Below are 19,046 nucleotides of genomic sequence, written 5' to 3'. Positions count from 1 at the left end.
GACACGACCGTCCCTACGCTTCGGGTGTCGCGCCGCCATTCCGGCGGCGCTCGTCGCCCGGGAGACATCATGTCCGCCTATCCGCTTCATACGATCGATTCGGCGCCTGCCGAATCGAAGCCCGTCCTTCGCCAGCTTCAGCAAGCGTTCGGCCTGATCCCGAACATCGCGGCGGCGATGGCCGCATCGCCGGTGCTGATCAACGGTTTCATCGGCCTGTTCGAACGCGTGCACGCCAGCAGCCTCACGGAGCCGCAAATCCAGACGCTGCTGCTCACCAACGCGGTCACGAACGCGAGCGAATGGCCGGTTGCATTCCATACCGCGCTTGCGCTGAAACAGGGGGTGCTCCACGCGGACGTCGACGCGATTCGTCGCGGCGGCCTGCCCGGCGACGCGAAACTGGCCGCGCTGTCGGCCATCGCGCGCACGCTGATCGAAACCCGTGGCCGCATCGCCGACGCCGACCGGCAATCCTTTCTCGAAGCCGGATTCAGCGCCGAACAGTTGCTCGAAGTGATTGCGGTCGTCGCCGCATCGACGATCACGAACTACGTCGCGAGCGTCACGCACCCCAAGCTCGAAGCGCCGTTCGACGCGTTCGCGTGGCATGCGAACGCCGCGTGAGTCCGATATAGTCGTTCGCGTCGATCACGAAACGATCAGGACCAGCCGATGAACGCCAGCCGTCGCGATCCGAACGCGCCGCCACGCGAACTGGGGCAGCTGTTGCGCTACTGGCGCGACGTGCGCGGCGTGAGCCAGCTCGACCTGTCGCTCGACGCGGGCATCTCGCAGCGCCAGATCAGTTTCATCGAAAGCGGGCGCAGCGTGCCGGGCCGCGACACGCTGCTGACGCTCGCGCAGACGCTCGACGTGCCGCTGCGCGAGCGCAACGCGCTGCTGCTCGCGGCCGGCTATGCGCCGATGTATTCGGAAGCACCGTGGGACGCGCACGAGATGCACGGCGTGATCCGCGCGCTCGAGCGCGTCGTGCGCCAGCACGATCCGTTTCCGGCGATCGTGATGGACCGCCACTGGAACGTGCTGATGACCAACGATGCGGCGCCGCGCTTTTTCGGCTGCTTCATCGACATGGCGGCGCGCGAAGGCCCGCGCAACCTGCTGCGCCTGATGTTCGATCCGCACGGCATGCGGCCGTTTCTGGCCGACTGGGACAGCGTGTCGCGCAGCCTGCTGCAGCGCGTGTATCGCGAATCGGTCGGCCGCGTAATCGACGTCGACACGCAGCGATTGCTCGACGACCTGCTCGCCTTTCCCGATGCGCCGCGCGACTGGAAAGCGCCGCCGGTGCCGGCCGCCGCGCCCGCGCTGCCGGTCATCCCGATTGGCTTCGTGCACGAAGGCGTCGTGCTGCGTTACTTCTCGTTGATCACGACGGTCGGCACGCCGCAAAGCGCCGCTGCGCAGGAACTGCGCATGGAGTGCATGTTTCCCGCCGACGACGCGACCGAAGCGCGCCACCGGCAGCTGCTCGACGCACACGCACCGGTGCGCTGAGCAGCGGGCCTGCGCGTCGCGCGCCCGCAGCGTTCAGGATGCCTTGATGAAATCGACGAACGCGCGCAGTGCCGGCGGCACGAGACGGTGCCCCGGGTAATAGAGAAAGGGCCCCGAAAACGGCCGCCACCACGGTTCGAGTATGCGTTCGAGTGCGCCGCTTTCGAAATGCGGGCGCAGCCATTCTTCGAAGAGATGCACGATGCCCGTGCCAGCGATCGCCGCGTCGACCAGCAGGTCCGACGCGCCGCCGATCTGCACCAGCAGCGGCCCGGCGGCCGGTTCGACCCGCACGACCTCGCCGTCGCGCTCGAACTCCCACGGCGGCATCGCCCCGCTGGCGAAGCGCCCGCGCAGGCAACGATGGTCGAGCAATTCGCGCGGATGCCGCGGCCGGCCATGACGGTCGAGATAGCCGGGGGCGGCCGCGGTCGCAAACCGCTGGATGCGCGGGCCGATCGGCACCGCGATCATGTCCTGTTCGAGCCGTTCGTCGTAGCGGATGCCCGCATCGCATCCGGCCGCCAGCACGTCGACGAAACTTTCGTCGGCGATCACTTCCAGCCGTATTTCCGGGTACGCATCGAGGAAGCGCGGCACGATCGCGGGCAGCACGAGCCGGGCCGCGCTGAGCGGCACGTTGAGCTTCAGCGTGCCGGCCGGTCTGTCCCGGAATTCGCCGATCCCGTCGAGCGCCGCCTCCACTTCGGTCAACGCGGGCCCGAGACGCACGAGCAACCGTTCGCCGGCTTCGGTGGGTACGACACTGCGCGTCGTGCGATGCAGCAGCCGCACGCCCAGCCGCGCTTCCAGTCGGCGCACGGCCTCGCTCAGCCCCGACGCGCTGAGGCCCGTCATGCGCGCGGCGTCGCGGAAGCCGCTGGCGCGCGCCACGGCCATGAACGCGTTCAGATCGCCCAGATCGGTTTGCATTGTTCGCCTTTTCGTACAACCCGTGCGGATTATGACGGCTTATCGCGCAGGCGGCCAATACCTATGCTGGGCGCATTCATCCACGGATTCACAGGAGCACAGTCATGTCCGACATTCGGCATACCGCCGCCTTCAGGCTCGGCGATCGCAACGTCAAACGAATCGGCTACGGCGCGATGCAGCTCGCGGGGCCCGGTGTATTCGGCCCGCCGAAGGACCACGACGCCGCATTGAACGTGTTGCGCGAAGCCGTCGCGTCCGGCGTCGACCATATCGACACGAGCGACTTCTACGGCCCGCACGTCACCAACCGGCTGATCCGCGAGGCCCTGCATCCGTATCGCGACGATCTCGTGATCGTCACCAAGATCGGCGCGCGGCGCGGCGACGACGCATCGTGGCTGCCCGCATTCGCGTCCGACGAACTCGAACGAGCCGTGCACGACAACCTGCGCAATCTCGGACTCGATGCGCTCGACGTCGTCAACCTGCGCAATCTCGGACTCGATGCGCTCGACGTCGTCAACCTGCGCATCATGTTCGACACGCACGGGCCGGCCGAAGGATCGATCGAAGCGCCGCTGAGCGCGCTTGCCGAACTGCAGCGGCGCGGGCTCGTGCGCCACGTCGGCCTGAGCAACGTCACGCCCGCGCAGATCGCGCAAGGCCGGCAGATCTGCGACATCGTCTGCGTGCAGAACCACTACAACATCGCGCATCGCAGCGACGATGCGCTGATCGACGCGCTGGCGCGTGACGGCATCGCGTACGTGCCGTACTTTCCGCTCGGCGGCTTCTCGCCGCTGCAGTCGTCGACGCTGTCCGGCGTGGCGGCACGCGTCGGCGCGACGCCGATGCAGGTCGCGCTTGCGTGGCTGCTGCGCCGTGCGCCGAACATCCTGCTGATTCCCGGCACGTCGTCGGTTGCGCATCTGCGCGAGAATCTCGCGGCGGCCGACCTCGATCTGCCGGACGATGCGCTCGCGGAATTCGACCGCATCGGAGGCGCCGGCGCCGCCTGACTGACGGACGACCGCCGGCGGGCCCGCGAAGCGCGGGCCCGCCCGGCCGATCAGGACACCACCACGCCGACCCGCTTCGGCACGCCGGTCACGATCGTCGCGACCGCGACGGCCAGCACGACGGCCGCGCCGACGAACACGCCGGCCGCGCCGTTCGCGTCGAACACGACACCGCCGGCCGCCGCACCCGTCGCGATCGCGAGCTGGATCGCCGCGACGATCAGCCCGCCCGCGCTCTCGGCCTCGTCGGGCACGGTGCGCGTGACCCACGTCGACCATGCGACGGGCACGCCGCCGAACGCCATCCCCCACAACGCGACGAGCACCGCGTCGAGCATCGGCGCGCGGCCGAGCGCGACGAGCGCGATGCCGAGCACGACCATCAGCGCGGGCATCGCGATCAGCATCGGCCGCAGCCGGTGTTCGAGCACGCGCCCCGCGAGCGATGTGCCGACGAAGTTGGCGATGCCGTAGCCGAGCAGGATCGCCGACAGCCCGTTCACGCCGACGCCCGCGACCTGTTCGAGGAACGGCCGCAGATACGTGAAGAACGCGAAATGCCCGGTGAACACGAGGATCGTCGCGAACATCCCGAGGCCGACGGTCGGCCGGCGCAGCACGTCGATCAGCGTGCGCAGCCGCGTCGTGCCGCTCGGCGGCATCGACGGCAGCGTCATCACCTGCGACACGAACGCGATGCCGCCGAGCACGGCCGCGATCAGGAACACGTTGCGCCAGCCGATCAGGTGGCCGAAATAGCTGCCCATCGGCGCGGACGCGATCGTCGCGACCGCGACGCCGCTGAAGATGATCGACAGCGCGCGCGGCACCATCGCCGTCGGCACGAGCCGCATCGCGGTGGCCGTCGCCATCGTCCAGAAGCCGCCGAGCGCGACGCCGAGCACGACGCGGCCGATCAGCAGCGTCGTCAGGTTGGGCGCGAACGCGACCGCCAGGTTCGATGCGACGAGCAGCACCGAGAACGCGAGCAGCACGCGCCGCCGGTCGATCGTGCGCGTCAACGCGGAGATCAGCAGGCTCGTGACGAGGGCAACCGTCGCGGTGGCCGTGACGGCCTGCCCGGCCACGCCTTCGGTCACGCCGAGGCTGTCGGCCATCGGCGTGAGCAGGCTCGCGGGCAGGAATTCGGCCGTAACGAGCCCGAAGACGCCGAGCGCCATCGCGAATACCGCGCCCCAGGCCGGTTCGCGGGGGGCCGCCGTCGAGGCGGCAGAGGAAATTCCGGGATTCATGCGTCCGTCCGTTGTCGTATAGGGAAAATACTGATGACGGCGTATCGTAAGGAACGGCGGCAGGACGGTCTATGACATACAATCCGCTCTTATTGATCTATCGTCCGAATCTCGACATGTCCGAGCCCCTGCTTCCCCCCATCCCCGACGTGCACGACCTCGTCAGCGAGCTGCTGCTGGGGATGCGCCTGAGCGGCGTCCAGTACCGCCGCATCCAGGTCGCGCGGCCGTTCGGGCTGAGCTTCGGCCACGCGCCGGGCCGCGCGCAGTTCCATTTCGTCGGGCGCGGGCCGGTGCTGCTGCGCGACGAAGCCGGCGAAACGATGCGGCTCGAGGCCGGCGACGCCATCCTGCTGCCGCACGGGCGCATGCATGCGCTCGTGTCCGATCCGGACGCGCCGTGCCGCGAGATCCACGGCTTCGAAGCCGCGAAGATCTGCGATACGGTCGCATCGGTGGCGTCGGCCGGCACGTCGCCCGCGGCCTGCGCGACGACGGAGCCGGGCGCCGGCGATGCGCTGATCTTCAGCGCATGCATGGAGCTCGATCTCGGCGGCATGCAGCCGCTGGTCGGCGCGATGCCCGAGTTCATGCACGTTGGCACGCTGCTCGCGCGCTACCCGGAAATCCGCCCGATGCTCGACGCGATGGAGCGCGAATCCTGTTCGGCGCGCGCGGGTTTCGCGGGCATCCTCGCGCGGCTCGCGGACGTGGTCGCGGCGTTCATCGTGCGCGGCTGGGTGGAGTGCGGATGCGGCGACGCGACGGGCTGGGTGCAGGCGCTGCGCGAGCCGAAGCTCGGCCGCGCGATCGTCGCGCTGCATCGCGACCCGGGCCGCAACTGGAGCGTCGCGGAGCTGGCCGCCGCAGCGGGCGTGTCGCGCTCGGTGTTCGCCGAGCGCTTTCTCGCGGCGACCGGAATGACGCCCGTGCGCTACCTGACCGAGTTGCGGATGCGGCTCGCCGCGCAATGGATCGCGCGCGACCACGAGGCGATCGAAGCCGTCGCGTACCGGCTCGGCTATGGTTCGCTGGCCGCGTTCAGCCGCGCGTTCAAGCGCGTGGTCGGAAAGCCGCCGGGCGCGGTGCGGGCGGACGGCGAGGTGCGCGTCGAAGCGTAATGCCTGACGCTTGACGCGCGACGCTGACCAGGGGCCGCTACGCGTTGCTTCGAAGCCGCTCGCTCGCCGACGGCGCGCGAACCACCGTCGCCGCGCGTGACGCCCTTGCGCGTTCAGCCGCCGCGCTCCCCAAGCTTGTCGACCAGCGCCGTCGCGCACTGCACGGCAAGCGCCGCGCACTGCTCTGCATCCACGGCCGCGCCGTTCGCGATGGTGCCCTGCACGATCCGGCCCAGCAAATCCTTCGAGAGATCGGCGATCTCGTAGTCCCGTTCCGTCATGATGTCGCTCCTGCGCGTCGGCCTAAGACGGCGACGCGCTCATTGCCCTGCCCGTTCAATGCCCTTTCGCCCGCACGACGATCTGCGCCTGCGTATCGCGTTCGATGCGTTCGAGCGACGCGCGCAGCGCCGTGAATTCGTCGGGCGTGCATACCTGCCGGCCGAATTCCGCCTTCATCCGCCGCGTGACCTGCACCGCGCGCGCGGCCGCGTCGAACACGTAATGCGACGTGAAGTCGACGAAGCGGTCGTGCACGGCTGCGTCGGCCGGCAGGTCGGTCACGACGACGTCGGCCGGCAGCGCGATCTGGCCGGTCTCGTCGAACGTGCCGCCGATGCAGCCCCACGGCTGCGTGCGCACGGGTTCGGCCAGCCAGCTCTCGACCTGCGTCGCGATGCCGCCCGTGACGCTCGACAGCGCGGGCAACGCGGTCGTGCCGTCGGGCCACACGAAATGATCGAGCGTGCCCGACACCGTCACGAAGAACGGCCCGTCGGTCACGCGCCGATCGCTGGTCGACAGTTGCGCGCGGCCGCGCAAGCCGCTTTGCCGCAGGCGCTCGGTCGCGAGCAGCTCGATGCGGTCGTGCGTCGCGCGGCGAAACAGGTTGCGTTCGAGTTCGGCCGTCCAGCCGTCGTCCTCGATGTACGCATGAAAGCGTGCGGCACCGCGCTGCGCGGCATCGATCGAGAGCCGTGCGATGCGGCCGCGCGGCTGCGTGGCCGGCGTGCGCGACAGCACGCCCGTATCGACCAGCAGCGCGGGGCGATCCATCACGATCGGCGGCAGGTAGCCGAACGCGATGCCGGCCGTCGTCGTATCCGCGTAGAGCGCGAGATCGGGCAGCCACGTGATCGCGTGATTGATCGCGCCGCCGCCGTAGCCGGGCACGGACGGCAGCGTGTACACCGAACCGAGATTGATCAGCACCGGTTCGCTGCGGATGCCGACCGCCGCGAGCAGCGCGCCGAACAGTGCGACATGGTCCTTGCAGTCGCCGTAGCGGTTGCGCAGGATGTCCGTCACGCGATGCGGCGCGGCGGCCGTTTCACCCAGGAACAACCCGACATAGCGCACGTTCGCCTGCACCCAGTCGTACAGGATGCGCGCCTTGTCGCGCGGATCGGCGGCATCCGCGGTGAGCGTGCGCGCGAACTGCACAACGGCGGGATCGTTCACGCTCGGGTCGACGGCCGCGTTGCGGTAGCGCGCGGCGAACGCCGCGTAGTCGGGCAGCGTCGACACGACGAGCCGGTCGCCGTAGGTCGGGTAGCCGACCGCGCCGTTCTCGATGCGGTCGTAAGGGCCGTGCCGGTAGTCGAATTCGTAGCGCGTGCGGCCGTTCGCGGTCACCGGCGGCAGCGCGACGTAGCCGCGCGCGTCCGCGTACAGCGGCAGGTCGGCCGGCACGTCGAAGATCAGCCGCTGATTGTCGACCGGCTCGCGCGACGGCTCGACGGTGTAGCCGAAGTAGCCGCGATTGACGGGCTTCGTGCGCGTCTTGCGGAACGCCACGCGCGTGCTCGACCCGGCTTCGACGCCAGGAAACACGACGGTGCGCAACAGCCCGTCCTGGAACGTCGGCGCGCCGGCCGAACGCGGCTCCTGCACGTCGCGGATACCGTCCGCGCCGACCGGATGCGCGAGCCCGTCGCGGTCGATCGTCTCGGCCGCGAGCAGGTCGACCTGCTCGAGATTCTTGTCGAACCACACGTAGCGCTGCGCGACCGCGTCGATGCCGTTCGCGTTGTTCGCGCGCAGCGTCGAATCGTCGTGCTCGTCGAGCGAACCGTCATGCTGGATCACGAATTCGTGGACATCGCTGACGAGCGTGACGGGCGCTTCGTCGGCAACGTCGTTCGCACCGCCCGCCGCCGGGCCCGTGCCCGGCGTCACGCCAACGGCGTTCGACGCGCCGAACGCGGCAGCGCATGCCAGCATCCAGCCGGCCAGGCCGACAGAAAAGCGCACCACATCGCACCTCGTCGCGGTTCACGGAAAGCGCGGTTGCGCAGCGGAAAGGGTCAACCGCGCGACACTCGTGCGGCCAGTGTGGGCGACGCATACGCACGCGTCAAGCCGGTGCACGCCGACCTACAATGACACATGAAAGCGTCGTCGCATGCGGCCGCCGGCATACGGCTCGATCGCCGAACGCCGGCAAAAGATCGTCCGCCCGCGACCGGGAGGCACCATGGAAAACGGGATCGTGGAAGTCGTCGTGCTGCTGGCGTTCGTCGCACTCGCCGTGCTGTTCTTCGTCAAGAGTCCGGGGCGCGACCGGCTGAGGGCCAAATTCCGTCATCCGCCGCTGCGGCGGCCTCACCGCCCGCATCGGCATCACCAGCTCTGACGGCTGCTACCGGCAGTCGCCCACGCGCTTGCCGCGCCACGTCCACGCGAGCGTGTACGCGCCGGCTTGCGCATGCTGCCCGCGCAATTGCCCCTTCAGATCGTAGCTCGTCGGCGTGACGGCGCCCGTCACGGTGCCGTTGCCGCGCCCCTGTTCGTTCGCGCAGGCGAGCGCGACCTTCAGCGTCGTGCCCGCGTAATCCCAGTTCGTGATCGTGCAGTTGACGTTGTCGCGCTGCAGGCGCGCGGCCATCGTCTTGCGCAGGTTCTTCGCGTCCGCGTCGGTCAGGCACTGGTCAGGCATCGGGTCGGCGCCCTGCGGCAACGGCTTGCCGTTCAGCGTGTAGGCGGTTTCGTCGTGCCATACGCCCGGCGACACGGTCTGTGCGAATGCAGAGACGGCGAAGCCGGCGAGCGCGGCGGAAATCGACAGGAGTGCAGCGCAGCGGGTGGGCATCGAGGCCAGGTGTTTCATGGAGTCTCTCGGAAAGGATTTGTTGTTCGATCGATGGCGGCGAGATCGCGGCCGCGCGCATCTTAACAAATCCTTTCCGGGAATTTTCGACAACTGAACGTTTCGGCGAAGCCGGCGCGATGAAATCGATTTCGGTCGTTCGCAGCGCCGGCCGCCGCGTCACCGCTAGCCGACATTCATCGGCAGCAGCACCATCTGCTTGCCCTCGACATGCAGGCGCGCCTGCAGTTCGACGGGCGTCTGGTTATGCAGCCACGCGGTCAGGAAATTCACGCGCCGGAAGATCAGCTTGCTCGCGAAGCACACGGCGTTCGGATACTCGTCGAGCGTCGACGACGCGAGGTTCATGAATTCGACTACGGGATTCGTGCCGAACGCGATCCGGTAGTCGGCCGCGATGCCGTTGCGGCGGCAATGCGCGACATAGTAGTCGAGCGCTTCGGTGATCGAGTGACGCAGCCGTTCGAGATGTTCGTGCCCGTCGTACGCCTTCGCATCGACCTCGCCGACCGCGAGGAAGATCACGTTGCGGAAGTGCCCGGGAAACAGCCGGTTGACCCACAGCAGCGCGTGCATGCTCGCGCCGCGATGCTTGCCGACCAGCAGCACGGCCGTCGGTTGCGACGGATCGGGTTTGCCCGGCGCACTCGCCTCGTCGACTTCGGGCGGCTTGCCGGAGAACAGCGCATCTTCCTTCGCGAGCTGCGTGCGCGTGTACGCGTAGTGGCGATTGATCATGAAGCACAGCGCGATCACCGCGCTCGTCACGAGCACCGTGAGCCAGCCGCCAGCCGTGAACTTCTCGACCAGCGTGATGACCAGCACGGTCGCCGTCACGCTCAGCCCGAGCGCGGACAGGAAGAAATGCTTGAACCAGCCGCGCTCGCTGCGATGGCGCCACCAGTACGTGCACAGCCCGAGCAGCGACATGCTGAACGTGAGGAACACGTTGATGCTGTACAGCACGACGAGCACGTCGACGCTGCCATGCGTCCACAGCAGGATCAGCAAGCTCGACAGGCCGACGACGATGATGCCGTTCTGCCGCACGAGGCGCGTCGACAGGTCGCGGAAATGGCGCGGCACCCACGAATCCGACGCCATGTTCGACAGCACGGCCGGGCCATCGAGAAAACCCGTCTGCGCGCCGACCATCAGCAGCCCGGCCTCGAACGCGAGCACGGCCGCGAGCAATGCATTCCGTGCGAACGCGGAGCCGAGCCCGAGATGGTCGATCACGCTGCCGAACACGACCGCGTTGAGCGTCTGGCCTTCGACGGGCCGCGCATGCCACAGCATGTACAGCAGGATGATGCCGCCGGCCGTGAACGCGAGCGACGTCGACATGTACCACATCGTCACCTTGCCGTTCGGCACGCGCGGATCGGCGAGCATGTTCACGTTGTTCGACACGGCCTCGAGGCCCGTATAGGTGCCGCCGCCGAGCGAGAACGCGCGCATCAGCAACGCGAGCATCACGAACACGCCGAGCGACTGCGACATCCCGTGCGCCTCGTGCACGGCATCGGGCACGATCATCGCGAGGTTGCTGCCGTGTACCGCGACGCCATACACGATCAGCCCGAAGTGCAGGATCACGAAGCCGATGAAGATCGGCAGCAGCACCATGATCGATTCGCGCATCCCGCGGAAGTTGAGCCCCGTCATCAGCAGGATCAGCACGATCTCGGTCGTGAGCTTGAACGCCTGCGCGCTCACCGGCAGCAGGCTGAAAAACGCGTCGACGCCGCTCGCGAGCGAGGTCGCGACGGTCAGCACGTAGTCGACCAGCAGCGCCGCGCCCGACACGAGCCCCGGCTTCGACCCGAGCAGCGCGGTCGCGACGCGGTAGCCGCCGCCGCCCGTCGGGAACAGCTCGATCACCTGGTTGTAGCCGAGCGCGATGATGAAGACCGTGGCCGCGGTCGCGAGCGCGAGAAACAGCGCGAGCGGCGTGTGTTGCGCGAGCGCGAGGAACGCCTCTTCCGGGCCGTAGCACGACGAAGACAACCCGTCGGCGCCGAGCCCGACCCAGGCCAGCAACGGCGTCACGGCGATCGCATGCCGCGTGCGCGGATCGAGCGGGTCCAGCGGCTTTCCGACGAGCAACTGCCACACCTTCTGGAATGCGGTCACGACTCCTCCGGAACGCACGACGCATCGGCGACACTGCCCTAAAAGTAAATGAGTTCCGACACGACTTCCAGTCGGCGTATTCCATAGGGCGGAGTCACGTGCCGGTGGATTTCTTTCAACGCGCCGACGCCTTGCAGACAGTCGCACTACAACCATGCAAGCCGGACATGACGGTGCGGCTGCGACACACATGTGTTGCGCGTGTTGCGCGCGACGGAGGCGCGGCCGATCGACACGCAACAGAACAGGCATGCGTGCCGATACGAGCGTTCATCCGATCCATGCCCGACGGCAACTCACACCTTCGCGCACGGACCCGGCAGCCGGTGCACCGCGTCAGCCAACCTCGCCCAACGCGCGGGCGAGCAGGCGCGACACGCCGACAAAGGCCGGATGCGGCGCGGTGATCACGAAGGTCGGAATCCTTGCGAGATAGCCGGCAAAGCGGCCCTTCGCCTCGAAGCGGGCACGAAACGGCGACGCATCGAACAATGCGCCGAGGCGCGGCACGACGCCCCCGCCGATATGAATGCCGCCGGTCGCGCCGAGGGTCAGCGCCAGATTGCCCGCGAACGCGCCGAGCATCCCGCTGAAGCAATCCAGCGTCGCCACGCAGCGTGCGTCGCCGGCGAGCGCGCGCTCGATGATGGCGGCCGTATCGGCCGCGTCGTCCCCGGGTGCGTCGCGGCCGTCGCGCGCGGCGAGCGCCGCGTGAATCACCGCGATGCCGGGGCCCGCGACCAGCCGCTCGAACGACACGTGCGGCCAGCGCGCCCGCGCGTAGTGCAGCACGTCGGCCTCGCGTGCGTCGGCGGGCGCGAACGACACATGCCCGCCCTCGCCGGACAACGGCACCCATGTGTCGCCCGCGCGCACGAGCGCCGACACGCCCAGCCCCGTTCCGGCGCCGAGCACGCCGATCGTCCCCGCGGGCGCCGCGTGCCCGCCGCCGACCTGCCGCCGTTGTCCCGCGGACAGATGCGGCACGGCCATCGCCAGCGCCGTGAAGTCGTTGAAGACGTGCAGCGTGTCGAGCCCGAGCGCGCGACGCGTCGCGTCGATCGAGAAGCGCCAGTCATGATTGGTCATGCTGACCATGTCGCCGTCCACGGGATTGGCGATCGCGATCGCCGCGTCCCGCACCCGCGCGCCCCCCGCGTCGCGCAGGAATGCGCGCACCGCGTCGTCCACGCCGGCATGGCCGCTGCATCGGTAGACACGCACGTCGCCGATCCCGCCGGACGCGGTCTCCAGTGCGAAGCGCGCGTGCGTGCCGCCGATGTCCGCCAGCAAGCGGGGTTCGCCGGCACGCACGCCGCGCGGCGCGACCGGATGGCCGTTCAGGGTCGCTTCGCTCATCGTTTCTCCCGGAATGTCATCGTGTATCGATCGCAGCGGTCATGGCACCTCTACGCCGCGCGCCGCGCCCAGCAGTTCGAACCAGTGCTCGCGCTCGAGCGGGATGCGGGTCGCCTCTACCGCTTCGCGCAGCGCCGCGATCCGGCTCGACCCGACGATCGGCAGCGGCCGGCACGGCAGCGCGAGCAGCCACGCGAACAGCACCGTCGTCGCGGGCACGCCGAGCGCGTCGCCGATCCGCGCCGCCGTAGCGCGCACGCGCGTCGCAATGGGCGACGTCTCCGTCAACAGGCGTCCTCCCGCGAGCGGCGACCACAGCATCGGCGGACAGCGCCAGTGTTGCGCCTGGTCGAACGTGCCATCGTCGAGCGGCGCGAGATGCAGCAGCGAGCATTCGACCTGGTTCGTCGCGAGCGACATCCCGTGCACCGCCATCCGGTCCTGCAGCAATGCCGCCTGCGCCGGCGTAAAGTTCGATATCCCGAATTCCCTCACCTTTCCGTCACGCCGGAGCGACGCAAAGGTCGCGGCGACTTCGTCGGCATCCATCAGCGGATCGGGACGATGCAGCAGCAGCAGGTCGAGCCGGTCGGTGCGCAGCGCGCGCAGCGACTGCTCGACCGACGCGACGACATGCGCGGCCCGCGTGTCGTAATGCTTGATCCCGTGCGCGGGCCGGCGCGCGGACACGAGCCGGATCCCGCACTTCGTGATGATCTGCATCCGCTCGCGCAGGTGCGGCGCATCGGCCAGCACGTCGCCGAACAGGCCCTCGGCCGTGTAGTCGCCGTAGATGTCCGCATGGTCGAAGCTCGTCACGCCGAGTTCCAGCGCCGCCTCGATCAGCGCACGGCGCTCGCGGGCCGACATCGCCCAGTCGCCGATCCGCCACATCCCGAACACGATGCGCGAGAACGACACGGCATCGGTACCCATCGATATCGTCGTACAGCGTTCCGTCATGTCGTTCACCACCACCATTCGACCTGCGCGCCGACCGTCGAGCCCGTGCGCGAGGTTCCGAATATGCCCGTCGTCGACAGCGGATCGCCGGGCGCCGCCGAATCCTGCGCGGCCTTGTTCCAGCGCGCATACGTGTAGAACACGCGGAATTCGGGCCGCGACCAGAACGACCGGTCCATCGCGAGCGTCAGCGCGACGCTCGCCTTCAGCAGCGTGCGCGTCGGGCCGCCGGACGGCGTCACGCGGTCGTGCCCGAGGTCGCCCTGCAGCTTGATGTGCTGCGTGAACGCATACACCGGCCGTACGCCCATCGAGACCCAGGTCTGCGACCCGCCCGACGGCGCGATGTCGCGCTGGTAGATGCCGACCACCTGTCCGCTGAAGTCGCGCGTCGCCTGCCAGTCGAACGCATCGAGCACGCGAAAGCTCTTGTAGCGGTTGTCGTTGGTCAGCGTTCCCGTGTAGCCGAGGCCCGTTCCCGGACCGACGCCGTACTGGAACGCGAGCTTGTTCTTGCCGCCGAGCAGGTTGGTCTGCACGTGCTGGACCGTGAACGACCAGCCGCTGTGCGCGTCCTGCAACACGCCGCTCGAATTCAGCACCGGCGCGCGGGCCGGGATGTACGACAGCCCGAACTGCAGTTCGCCGCCAGGGTTCGGATGCACGCCGGACAGCTGCAGGTCGTGGCGCGTCGCGTAGTTCGGCTGGTCGATGTAGTCCTCGCGGAACAGCGCATAGCTGAGCTTCAGGCCGCCGCCGATCGGCACGTTCTCGACGCCCGCGCCGAGGCCGCTCGGGTTCCAGTAATAGAAGTCGTTCATGTGGACGTCGTTGCGCCGGTAATAGATGCGCCCGAACCACACCCGCATGTCGTCGAGCCCCGGAAAGTTCGTGAGCTGCACGTACGACTGCGGCAGGCGAATCTTTCCGTGATCGCCGTTGAAGGTCGGCGTGCGGTCGAGATCGTTGACGAGGCTCGCCATGCCGACCGCCGACAGCTGCATGCCGTTCGAGAACTTGTACAGCGTCTGGTCGATCTCCAGCTCGCCGTAGACCTGGCATTCGTTGCCGAGCCGGTATTTGCTCTGTGCGCCCGGCAACTGGAAGCAGGCCTGCGAATGACCGTCGCTCGTGCCGACGCCGGCCCGCATATAGCCATGGAACTGCGTCCACGGCGTCAGCTGGTTCCACGCCGACGACGGCGTCGGCGTCGCCACGTTGGCGGGGCTCGTGTCGGCCGGCACGACGCCGGTTGCCTGCGAGAGGCCGCCTGGCGCGCTGTCGGCGGCGACCGTCGTGGCCGGATCCGGCGCCGCGTGCAGCGCGGCCGATGCGACGGCCAGCGAGAAAGCGGCGGCGAGCCGCGTGAGCCTGAACGGGGTGCGTGCGGGGCCGCGCGCGGCGCGGCCTGCTTCGTCGATCATGAACGTGTCTCCAAACGTTGTTTGTGCGCCGGGTGCGATGCGCGGCGTCATCGAATAGGTGTGTGTGTGCTGCGTCGTCCGTCATGTTGCCGACGGGCCGGCGCGGTGGACGATCCGCGCGCCGGCCCGGGGTGAAGTCAACCGGCGACGTCAGCCCGCGACGTCGAGATCGAGCACCGGCGGCGCATCGGCGGCCGCCGGCCCCGGCGCATGGATGCGAATCGGCTCGCCCGCGGCCGCGCTCGCATAGATCGCGTCGAGGATCTCCATCACGATCAGCCCTTCCTCGCCCGGCGCCGGATGCGGGACGTCGCACAGGATCGCTTCCGCGTAGTCGTACATCGCCGAATGCGCGCCTTCCGCGGGCGGATTCAGGCGCATGTCGAACTGCGCGCCGTTCTGCTCGATGAACACGTGCGCGTCGAACGTGTAGCCCTCGTTCAGGTTCTTCTGCAGCAGCCCGGCACGCGTGCCGAGCAGGCGGGTTTCCATCAGCTCCGCTTCCTGGATGTTGGTTGCCCACGACGCCTCGAGCGCGAGCGTCGCGCCGTTGTCGAAGCGGATCAGCGCCGCCGCGAGATCCTCGACGTCGAACGTCTTGCCCGCGCGCGCCGCCAGCTCGCGCGCGATCGGATCGTAGGTGCTGCCCATCACCCACACGGGCTTCGGATAACCCATCAGCCACAGCGCGAGGTCGAGCCTATGCACGCCGAGATCGATCAGCGGCCCGCCGCCCGCCAGCGCCTTCGTGCCGAACCAGCCACCGAAACCGGGCATCCCGCGCCGGCGATGCCAGACCGTGCGCCCGAAATAGAAATCGCCGAACAGGCCGCTATCGACCTGCGCCTTCAGCGCGCGCGACTGCGCGCTGAAGCGGTACGAGAAATTGATCATCAGCCGCTTGCCGGCGCGCTGCGCGGCGATCAGCATCTCGCGCCCCTCGTCCGCGTTCAGCGCCATCGGCTTCTCGCACAGCACGTGGCAGCCGGCATCGAACGCGGCGAGCGTCAGCTCGCGATGGAACTTGTTCGGCGTGCACACGCTGACGACATCCAGCTTCTCCGCTGCCAGCATCGCATCGGCCGACGCGTAGCGTGCGTCGATGCCGAACGCGTCGCCGACTTTCGCGAGCCGCTTCCCGTCGGGGTCGGCAATCGCGACCACGTCGACGTCCGGATGCTCACGCCAGCCTTCGATATGCTTGCGGCCGATCCCGAGCCCGATCACGCCGACGCGCAGGCGCCGGCCGCGCGCAATCGCCGCCGCTTCCGGCAGCTCCACCTTGTAGTCGTCGTTCATGCGAGGTCTCCCGCGGTTTGCTGGATACCGACGTGCGCGAACTGCGTGCTCTTCTCGCTGAGCGTTTCGAGCGGCGGCGAGTTCGGGCAGCGGTCGGCGAGGTTCACGCGCGGCGCGGCCCATTGCACCGCGTTCGCGATCACGCGCTGCACGTTGCGGTCGTGATAGGTCGGATACGCTTCGTGCCCGGGGCGGAAATAGAAGATCCGGCCGTGACCGCGCTCCCAGCAGCAGCCCGAACGGAACACCTCGCCGCCCTCGAACCACGAGATGAACACGGTGCTGTCCGGCTGCGGGATGTCGAAACGCTCGCCGTACATCTCCTCGTGCTGCAGCTCGAAATATTCACCGAGCCCGGCCGCGATCGGATGCGACGGCTCGACGACCCACAGCCGCTCCTTCTCGGCCGCTTCGCGCCACTTCAGCGAGCAGTTCGTGCCGAGCAGGCGGCGGAAGATCTTCGAGAAGTGCCCGGAATGCAGCACGATCAGGCCCATTCCTTCGAGCACGCGGCGCTGCACGCGCTCGACGATCTCGTCGGAGACCTTCGCGTGCGCCTTGTGCCCCCACCAGATCAGCACGTCACACGCGGCGAGCCGCGCTTCGCTGAGGCCGTGATCGGGCTGGTCGAGCGTCGCGGTGCCGATCTCGAGCGGCAACGCACCGTGGCCGAGCGCCGGCGTTTCGGCCAGCGCGCTCGCGATCACCTGGTGAATGCCGTCCGGGTAGATCGCGCGCACGCCCGCGTTTTCCCGCTCGTGCTCGAACTCGTTCCACACGATCACTGAAAGCTTCTTGTTTAGCATGACTATCCTTTATCGAAGATTTGGCGCCAATTCGACAGCGGCCATGCGCCGTGGCCGCCTGAAACCTGTGACTGGATTTGCCGGGCGCCGCGCGCCGCTCAGGCGATCGCGAGCGCTGGTGCGGCAGGCTCGCGCGGCGTGCGTACCGCCGCGCGTCCGTCCGGATGAAACAGATGCAGCGCGCCGGCCGGCAGATCGACGCGCACGCGCTCGCCGATCCGCGCGCCGCCGGCATCGGTCTTCGCAACGATCGGCTGGCCGCACAGCGGCGTGTCGAGATACAGATAGGTGTGTTCGCCCATCTGCTCGACGTGCGCGACTTCGCCCGTCACGGCGCCGGTGCCGACCCGCACGTGTTCGGGGCGGATGCCGAGCGTCACGCCCGCGCCCGTCTCGAGACCGTCGCCGGACACGTCGGCGCTGAGCGGCAGGTCGCGTGCCAGCGCGCGGACCTCGCTACTGCCGGCCGCCGCAACGCTGGCCGGCAGGAAGTTCATCGCAGGCGAGCCGATGAAACCGGCGACGAACTGGCTCGCCGGGCGGTGATACAGGTCGAGCGGCGTGCCGATCTGCGCGATGCTTGCGATCCCGCTGCGCCCTTCGAGCGGCCGCAGCAGCACGATCTTGTCGGCGAGCGTCATCGCCTCGACCTGGTCGTGCGTCACGTAGATCATGCTGGTGCTGTCGAGGCTGCGGTGCAGCTTCGCGATCTCGACGCGCGTCTTCACGCGCAGCGCCGCATCGAGGTTCGACAGCGGCTCGTCGAACAGGAATACCTTCGGCTTGCGGACGATCGCGCGGCCGATCGCGACGCGCTGCCGCTGGCCGCCGGACAGTGCGCCGGGCTTGCGTTCGAGCAGCTCGCCGAGGCGCAGCGACTCGGAAGCGAGCCGCACCCGCCGGTCTATCTCGTCCTTCGGCAAGCGCAGATGACGCAGGCCGAACGCCATGTTTTCGTAGACGGACATGTGCGGATAGAGCGCATAGCTCTGGAACACCATCGCGATGTCGCGCTGCGCAGGCGCAAACGTGTTGACGCAGCGGCCGTCGATCCACACGTCGCCGGCGCTCTGTTCCTCGAGGCCGGCGACGATCCGCAGCAACGTCGACTTGCCGCAGCCCGACGGCCCGATGAATACGCAGAACTCGCCCGGCTCGACCGTGAGATTCACGTCGCTGAGGATGGGGGTCGTGCCGAACTGCTTGTGGAGACCGCTCAACTTGATCTGACTCATGTTTTCCCTCTTGATCCTGATGGGCAGTTACGCATCAACCCTTGACCGCGCCGGCAGTCAGGCCGGAGACGATATGCCGCTGAAACACCAGCACCAGCAGCACGAGCGGCACCGTGACGATGACCGACGCGGCCATGATGGTTCCCCATGGCAACTCGTAACTGCTCGCGCCCGAGATCATCGTGATCGCGACGGGCACCGTGCGCTGGCCCGACGAGATCATGAAGGTCAGCGCGAACAGGAATTCGTTCCATGCCGACACGAACGCGAGCAGCGACGTCGCGGCCAGCGCCGGCCGCAGCAGCGGCAGGAAGATCCGGAAGATCAGCGTGAACACGCCGACGCCGTCGACGAGCGCCGCCTCCTCCAGTTCGCGCGGCAGCTCGCGCATGAACGTGACGAGAATCCAGATCGTGAACGGCAGCGTGAAGATCAGGTCGGACAGCACGAGCGCGCCGAGGTGGTCGTACAGGCCGAGCGCGCGGACCAGCTCGAACAGGCCCGACAGGATCGCGACCTGCGGAAACATCGACACGCCGAGAATGCACATCATCAGCACCCCGCGCCCGCGGAACGACACGCGGCCGAGCGCATACGCGGCGAGCACCGACACGGCGAGCGACAGCGCGACCGCCCCGCCCGCGACGAGCGCCGAGTTCAGCAGGTACGCGCCGAACGGCTGGTCGCGGAACAGCTGGCGATAGTTGTCGAGCGACGGGCTCGCCGGGAACAGCGACGTATCGAACAACGCGTCGCCGTGCTTGATCGACGTGCCGATCATGTAGACGAACGGGAACAGCGCGATCACCAGCACGAGTGCCGACAGCAGCCCGTGAATCGCGATGTCGAGCGGATGCTTCTTCAT

Annotated in this window: 17 protein-coding genes and 1 pseudogene; 5 read left to right on the top strand and 13 right to left on the bottom strand. The window is 68.4% G+C overall.

The window, feature by feature from the left end; genetic code table 11:
• Window positions 1-69: 69 nt before the first annotated feature.
• Both LXM88_RS33135 and LXM88_RS33130 read left to right on the top strand, forming a co-directional pair.
• Window positions 70-627 carry a carboxymuconolactone decarboxylase family protein gene (locus LXM88_RS33135; protein WP_262543674.1) on the top strand — a complete coding sequence of 186 codons (558 nt, stop codon included), beginning with the start codon at window positions 70-72 and terminating at the stop codon, window positions 625-627.
• A gap of 48 nt (window positions 628-675) precedes the next feature.
• A complete protein-coding gene (locus LXM88_RS33130; RefSeq protein WP_262543673.1) occupies window positions 676-1,521 on the top strand; it encodes a helix-turn-helix domain-containing protein in 846 nt (281 codons plus the stop codon).
• Between the two features lie 33 nt (window positions 1,522-1,554).
• Here the strand turns inward: LXM88_RS33130 and LXM88_RS33125 are convergent, their stop codons facing one another.
• Window positions 1,555-2,454: a LysR family transcriptional regulator gene (locus tag LXM88_RS33125; protein ID WP_262543671.1), complete on the bottom strand. Its 900-nt coding sequence runs from the start codon at window positions 2,452-2,454 to the stop codon at window positions 1,555-1,557.
• Window positions 2,455-2,558: 104 nt separating this feature from the next.
• Between LXM88_RS33125 and LXM88_RS33120 the strand changes: the two genes are divergently transcribed.
• Complete coding sequence (locus LXM88_RS33120; RefSeq protein WP_262543669.1) at window positions 2,559-3,476, top strand: aldo/keto reductase family oxidoreductase; 918 nt, start codon at window positions 2,559-2,561, stop codon at window positions 3,474-3,476.
• 50 nt (window positions 3,477-3,526) lie between these two features.
• Here LXM88_RS33120 and LXM88_RS33115 read toward each other — a convergent pair whose 3' ends face one another.
• Window positions 3,527-4,729: an MFS transporter gene (locus LXM88_RS33115; protein WP_262543668.1), complete on the bottom strand. Its 1,203-nt coding sequence runs from the start codon at window positions 4,727-4,729 to the stop codon at window positions 3,527-3,529.
• A gap of 71 nt (window positions 4,730-4,800) precedes the next feature.
• Between LXM88_RS33115 and LXM88_RS33110 the strand changes: the two genes are divergently transcribed.
• Window positions 4,801-5,850, top strand: coding sequence for an AraC family transcriptional regulator (locus LXM88_RS33110; RefSeq protein ID WP_262543667.1), 1,050 nt, complete (start codon window positions 4,801-4,803; stop codon window positions 5,848-5,850).
• A 113-nt stretch (window positions 5,851-5,963) separates the two neighbouring features.
• Here LXM88_RS33110 and LXM88_RS33105 read toward each other — a convergent pair whose 3' ends face one another.
• On the bottom strand, window positions 5,964-6,131 hold the full coding sequence (locus LXM88_RS33105; protein WP_262543666.1) for a hypothetical protein: 168 nt from the start codon (window positions 6,129-6,131) through the stop codon (window positions 5,964-5,966).
• A gap of 55 nt (window positions 6,132-6,186) precedes the next feature.
• A complete protein-coding gene (locus tag LXM88_RS33100) occupies window positions 6,187-8,073 on the bottom strand; it encodes a DUF3857 and transglutaminase domain-containing protein (protein WP_262547049.1) in 1,887 nt (628 codons plus the stop codon).
• A gap of 253 nt (window positions 8,074-8,326) precedes the next feature.
• Here LXM88_RS33100 and LXM88_RS33095 point away from each other — a divergent pair, with 253 nt between their 5' ends.
• Window positions 8,327-8,485: a hypothetical protein gene (locus LXM88_RS33095; RefSeq protein WP_262543665.1), complete on the top strand. Its 159-nt coding sequence runs from the start codon at window positions 8,327-8,329 to the stop codon at window positions 8,483-8,485.
• Between the two features lie 6 nt (window positions 8,486-8,491).
• Here LXM88_RS33095 and LXM88_RS33090 read toward each other — a convergent pair whose 3' ends face one another.
• The 9 genes and pseudogenes from LXM88_RS33090 to LXM88_RS33050 form a co-directional block, all read right to left on the bottom strand.
• Complete coding sequence (locus LXM88_RS33090; protein ID WP_262543664.1) at window positions 8,492-8,959, bottom strand: DUF3617 domain-containing protein; 468 nt, start codon at window positions 8,957-8,959, stop codon at window positions 8,492-8,494.
• A 165-nt stretch (window positions 8,960-9,124) separates the two neighbouring features.
• Window positions 9,125-11,095 (bottom strand): APC family permease, encoded by a 1,971-nt coding sequence (locus LXM88_RS33085; RefSeq protein WP_262543663.1) that lies wholly within the window; start codon window positions 11,093-11,095, stop codon window positions 9,125-9,127.
• A 351-nt stretch (window positions 11,096-11,446) separates the two neighbouring features.
• Window positions 11,447-12,454, bottom strand: a pseudogene (locus LXM88_RS33080) (glucokinase); the annotation flags it as partial.
• Between the two features lie 39 nt (window positions 12,455-12,493).
• Window positions 12,494-13,435, bottom strand: a complete 942-nt coding sequence (locus tag LXM88_RS33075; RefSeq protein WP_412524158.1) for an aldo/keto reductase — start codon at window positions 13,433-13,435, stop codon at window positions 12,494-12,496.
• A complete protein-coding gene (locus LXM88_RS33070) occupies window positions 13,423-14,841 on the bottom strand; it encodes a maltoporin (RefSeq protein WP_262543661.1) in 1,419 nt (472 codons plus the stop codon). The genes LXM88_RS33075 and LXM88_RS33070 overlap by 13 nt, the downstream gene beginning before the upstream one ends.
• A 150-nt stretch (window positions 14,842-14,991) precedes the next feature.
• On the bottom strand, window positions 14,992-16,140 hold the full coding sequence (locus LXM88_RS33065) for a Gfo/Idh/MocA family protein (RefSeq protein ID WP_262543660.1): 1,149 nt from the start codon (window positions 16,138-16,140) through the stop codon (window positions 14,992-14,994).
• A complete protein-coding gene (locus LXM88_RS33060; RefSeq protein WP_262543659.1) occupies window positions 16,137-16,946 on the bottom strand; it encodes a ThuA domain-containing protein in 810 nt (269 codons plus the stop codon). The genes LXM88_RS33065 and LXM88_RS33060 overlap by 4 nt, the downstream gene beginning before the upstream one ends.
• 98 nt (window positions 16,947-17,044) lie before the next feature.
• Window positions 17,045-18,181, bottom strand: a complete 1,137-nt coding sequence (locus tag LXM88_RS33055) for an ABC transporter ATP-binding protein (protein WP_262543657.1) — start codon at window positions 18,179-18,181, stop codon at window positions 17,045-17,047.
• Between the two features lie 34 nt (window positions 18,182-18,215).
• Window positions 18,216-19,046 carry a carbohydrate ABC transporter permease gene (locus tag LXM88_RS33050; protein WP_262543656.1) on the bottom strand — a complete coding sequence of 277 codons (831 nt, stop codon included), beginning with the start codon at window positions 19,044-19,046 and terminating at the stop codon, window positions 18,216-18,218.

The sequence above is a fragment of the Burkholderia sp. S-53 genome (assembly GCF_025560745.1).
Classification (GTDB): Bacteria; Pseudomonadota; Gammaproteobacteria; order Burkholderiales; family Burkholderiaceae; genus Burkholderia; species Burkholderia pyrrocinia.
This window is presented reverse-complemented; position numbering and strand designations above follow the sequence as displayed.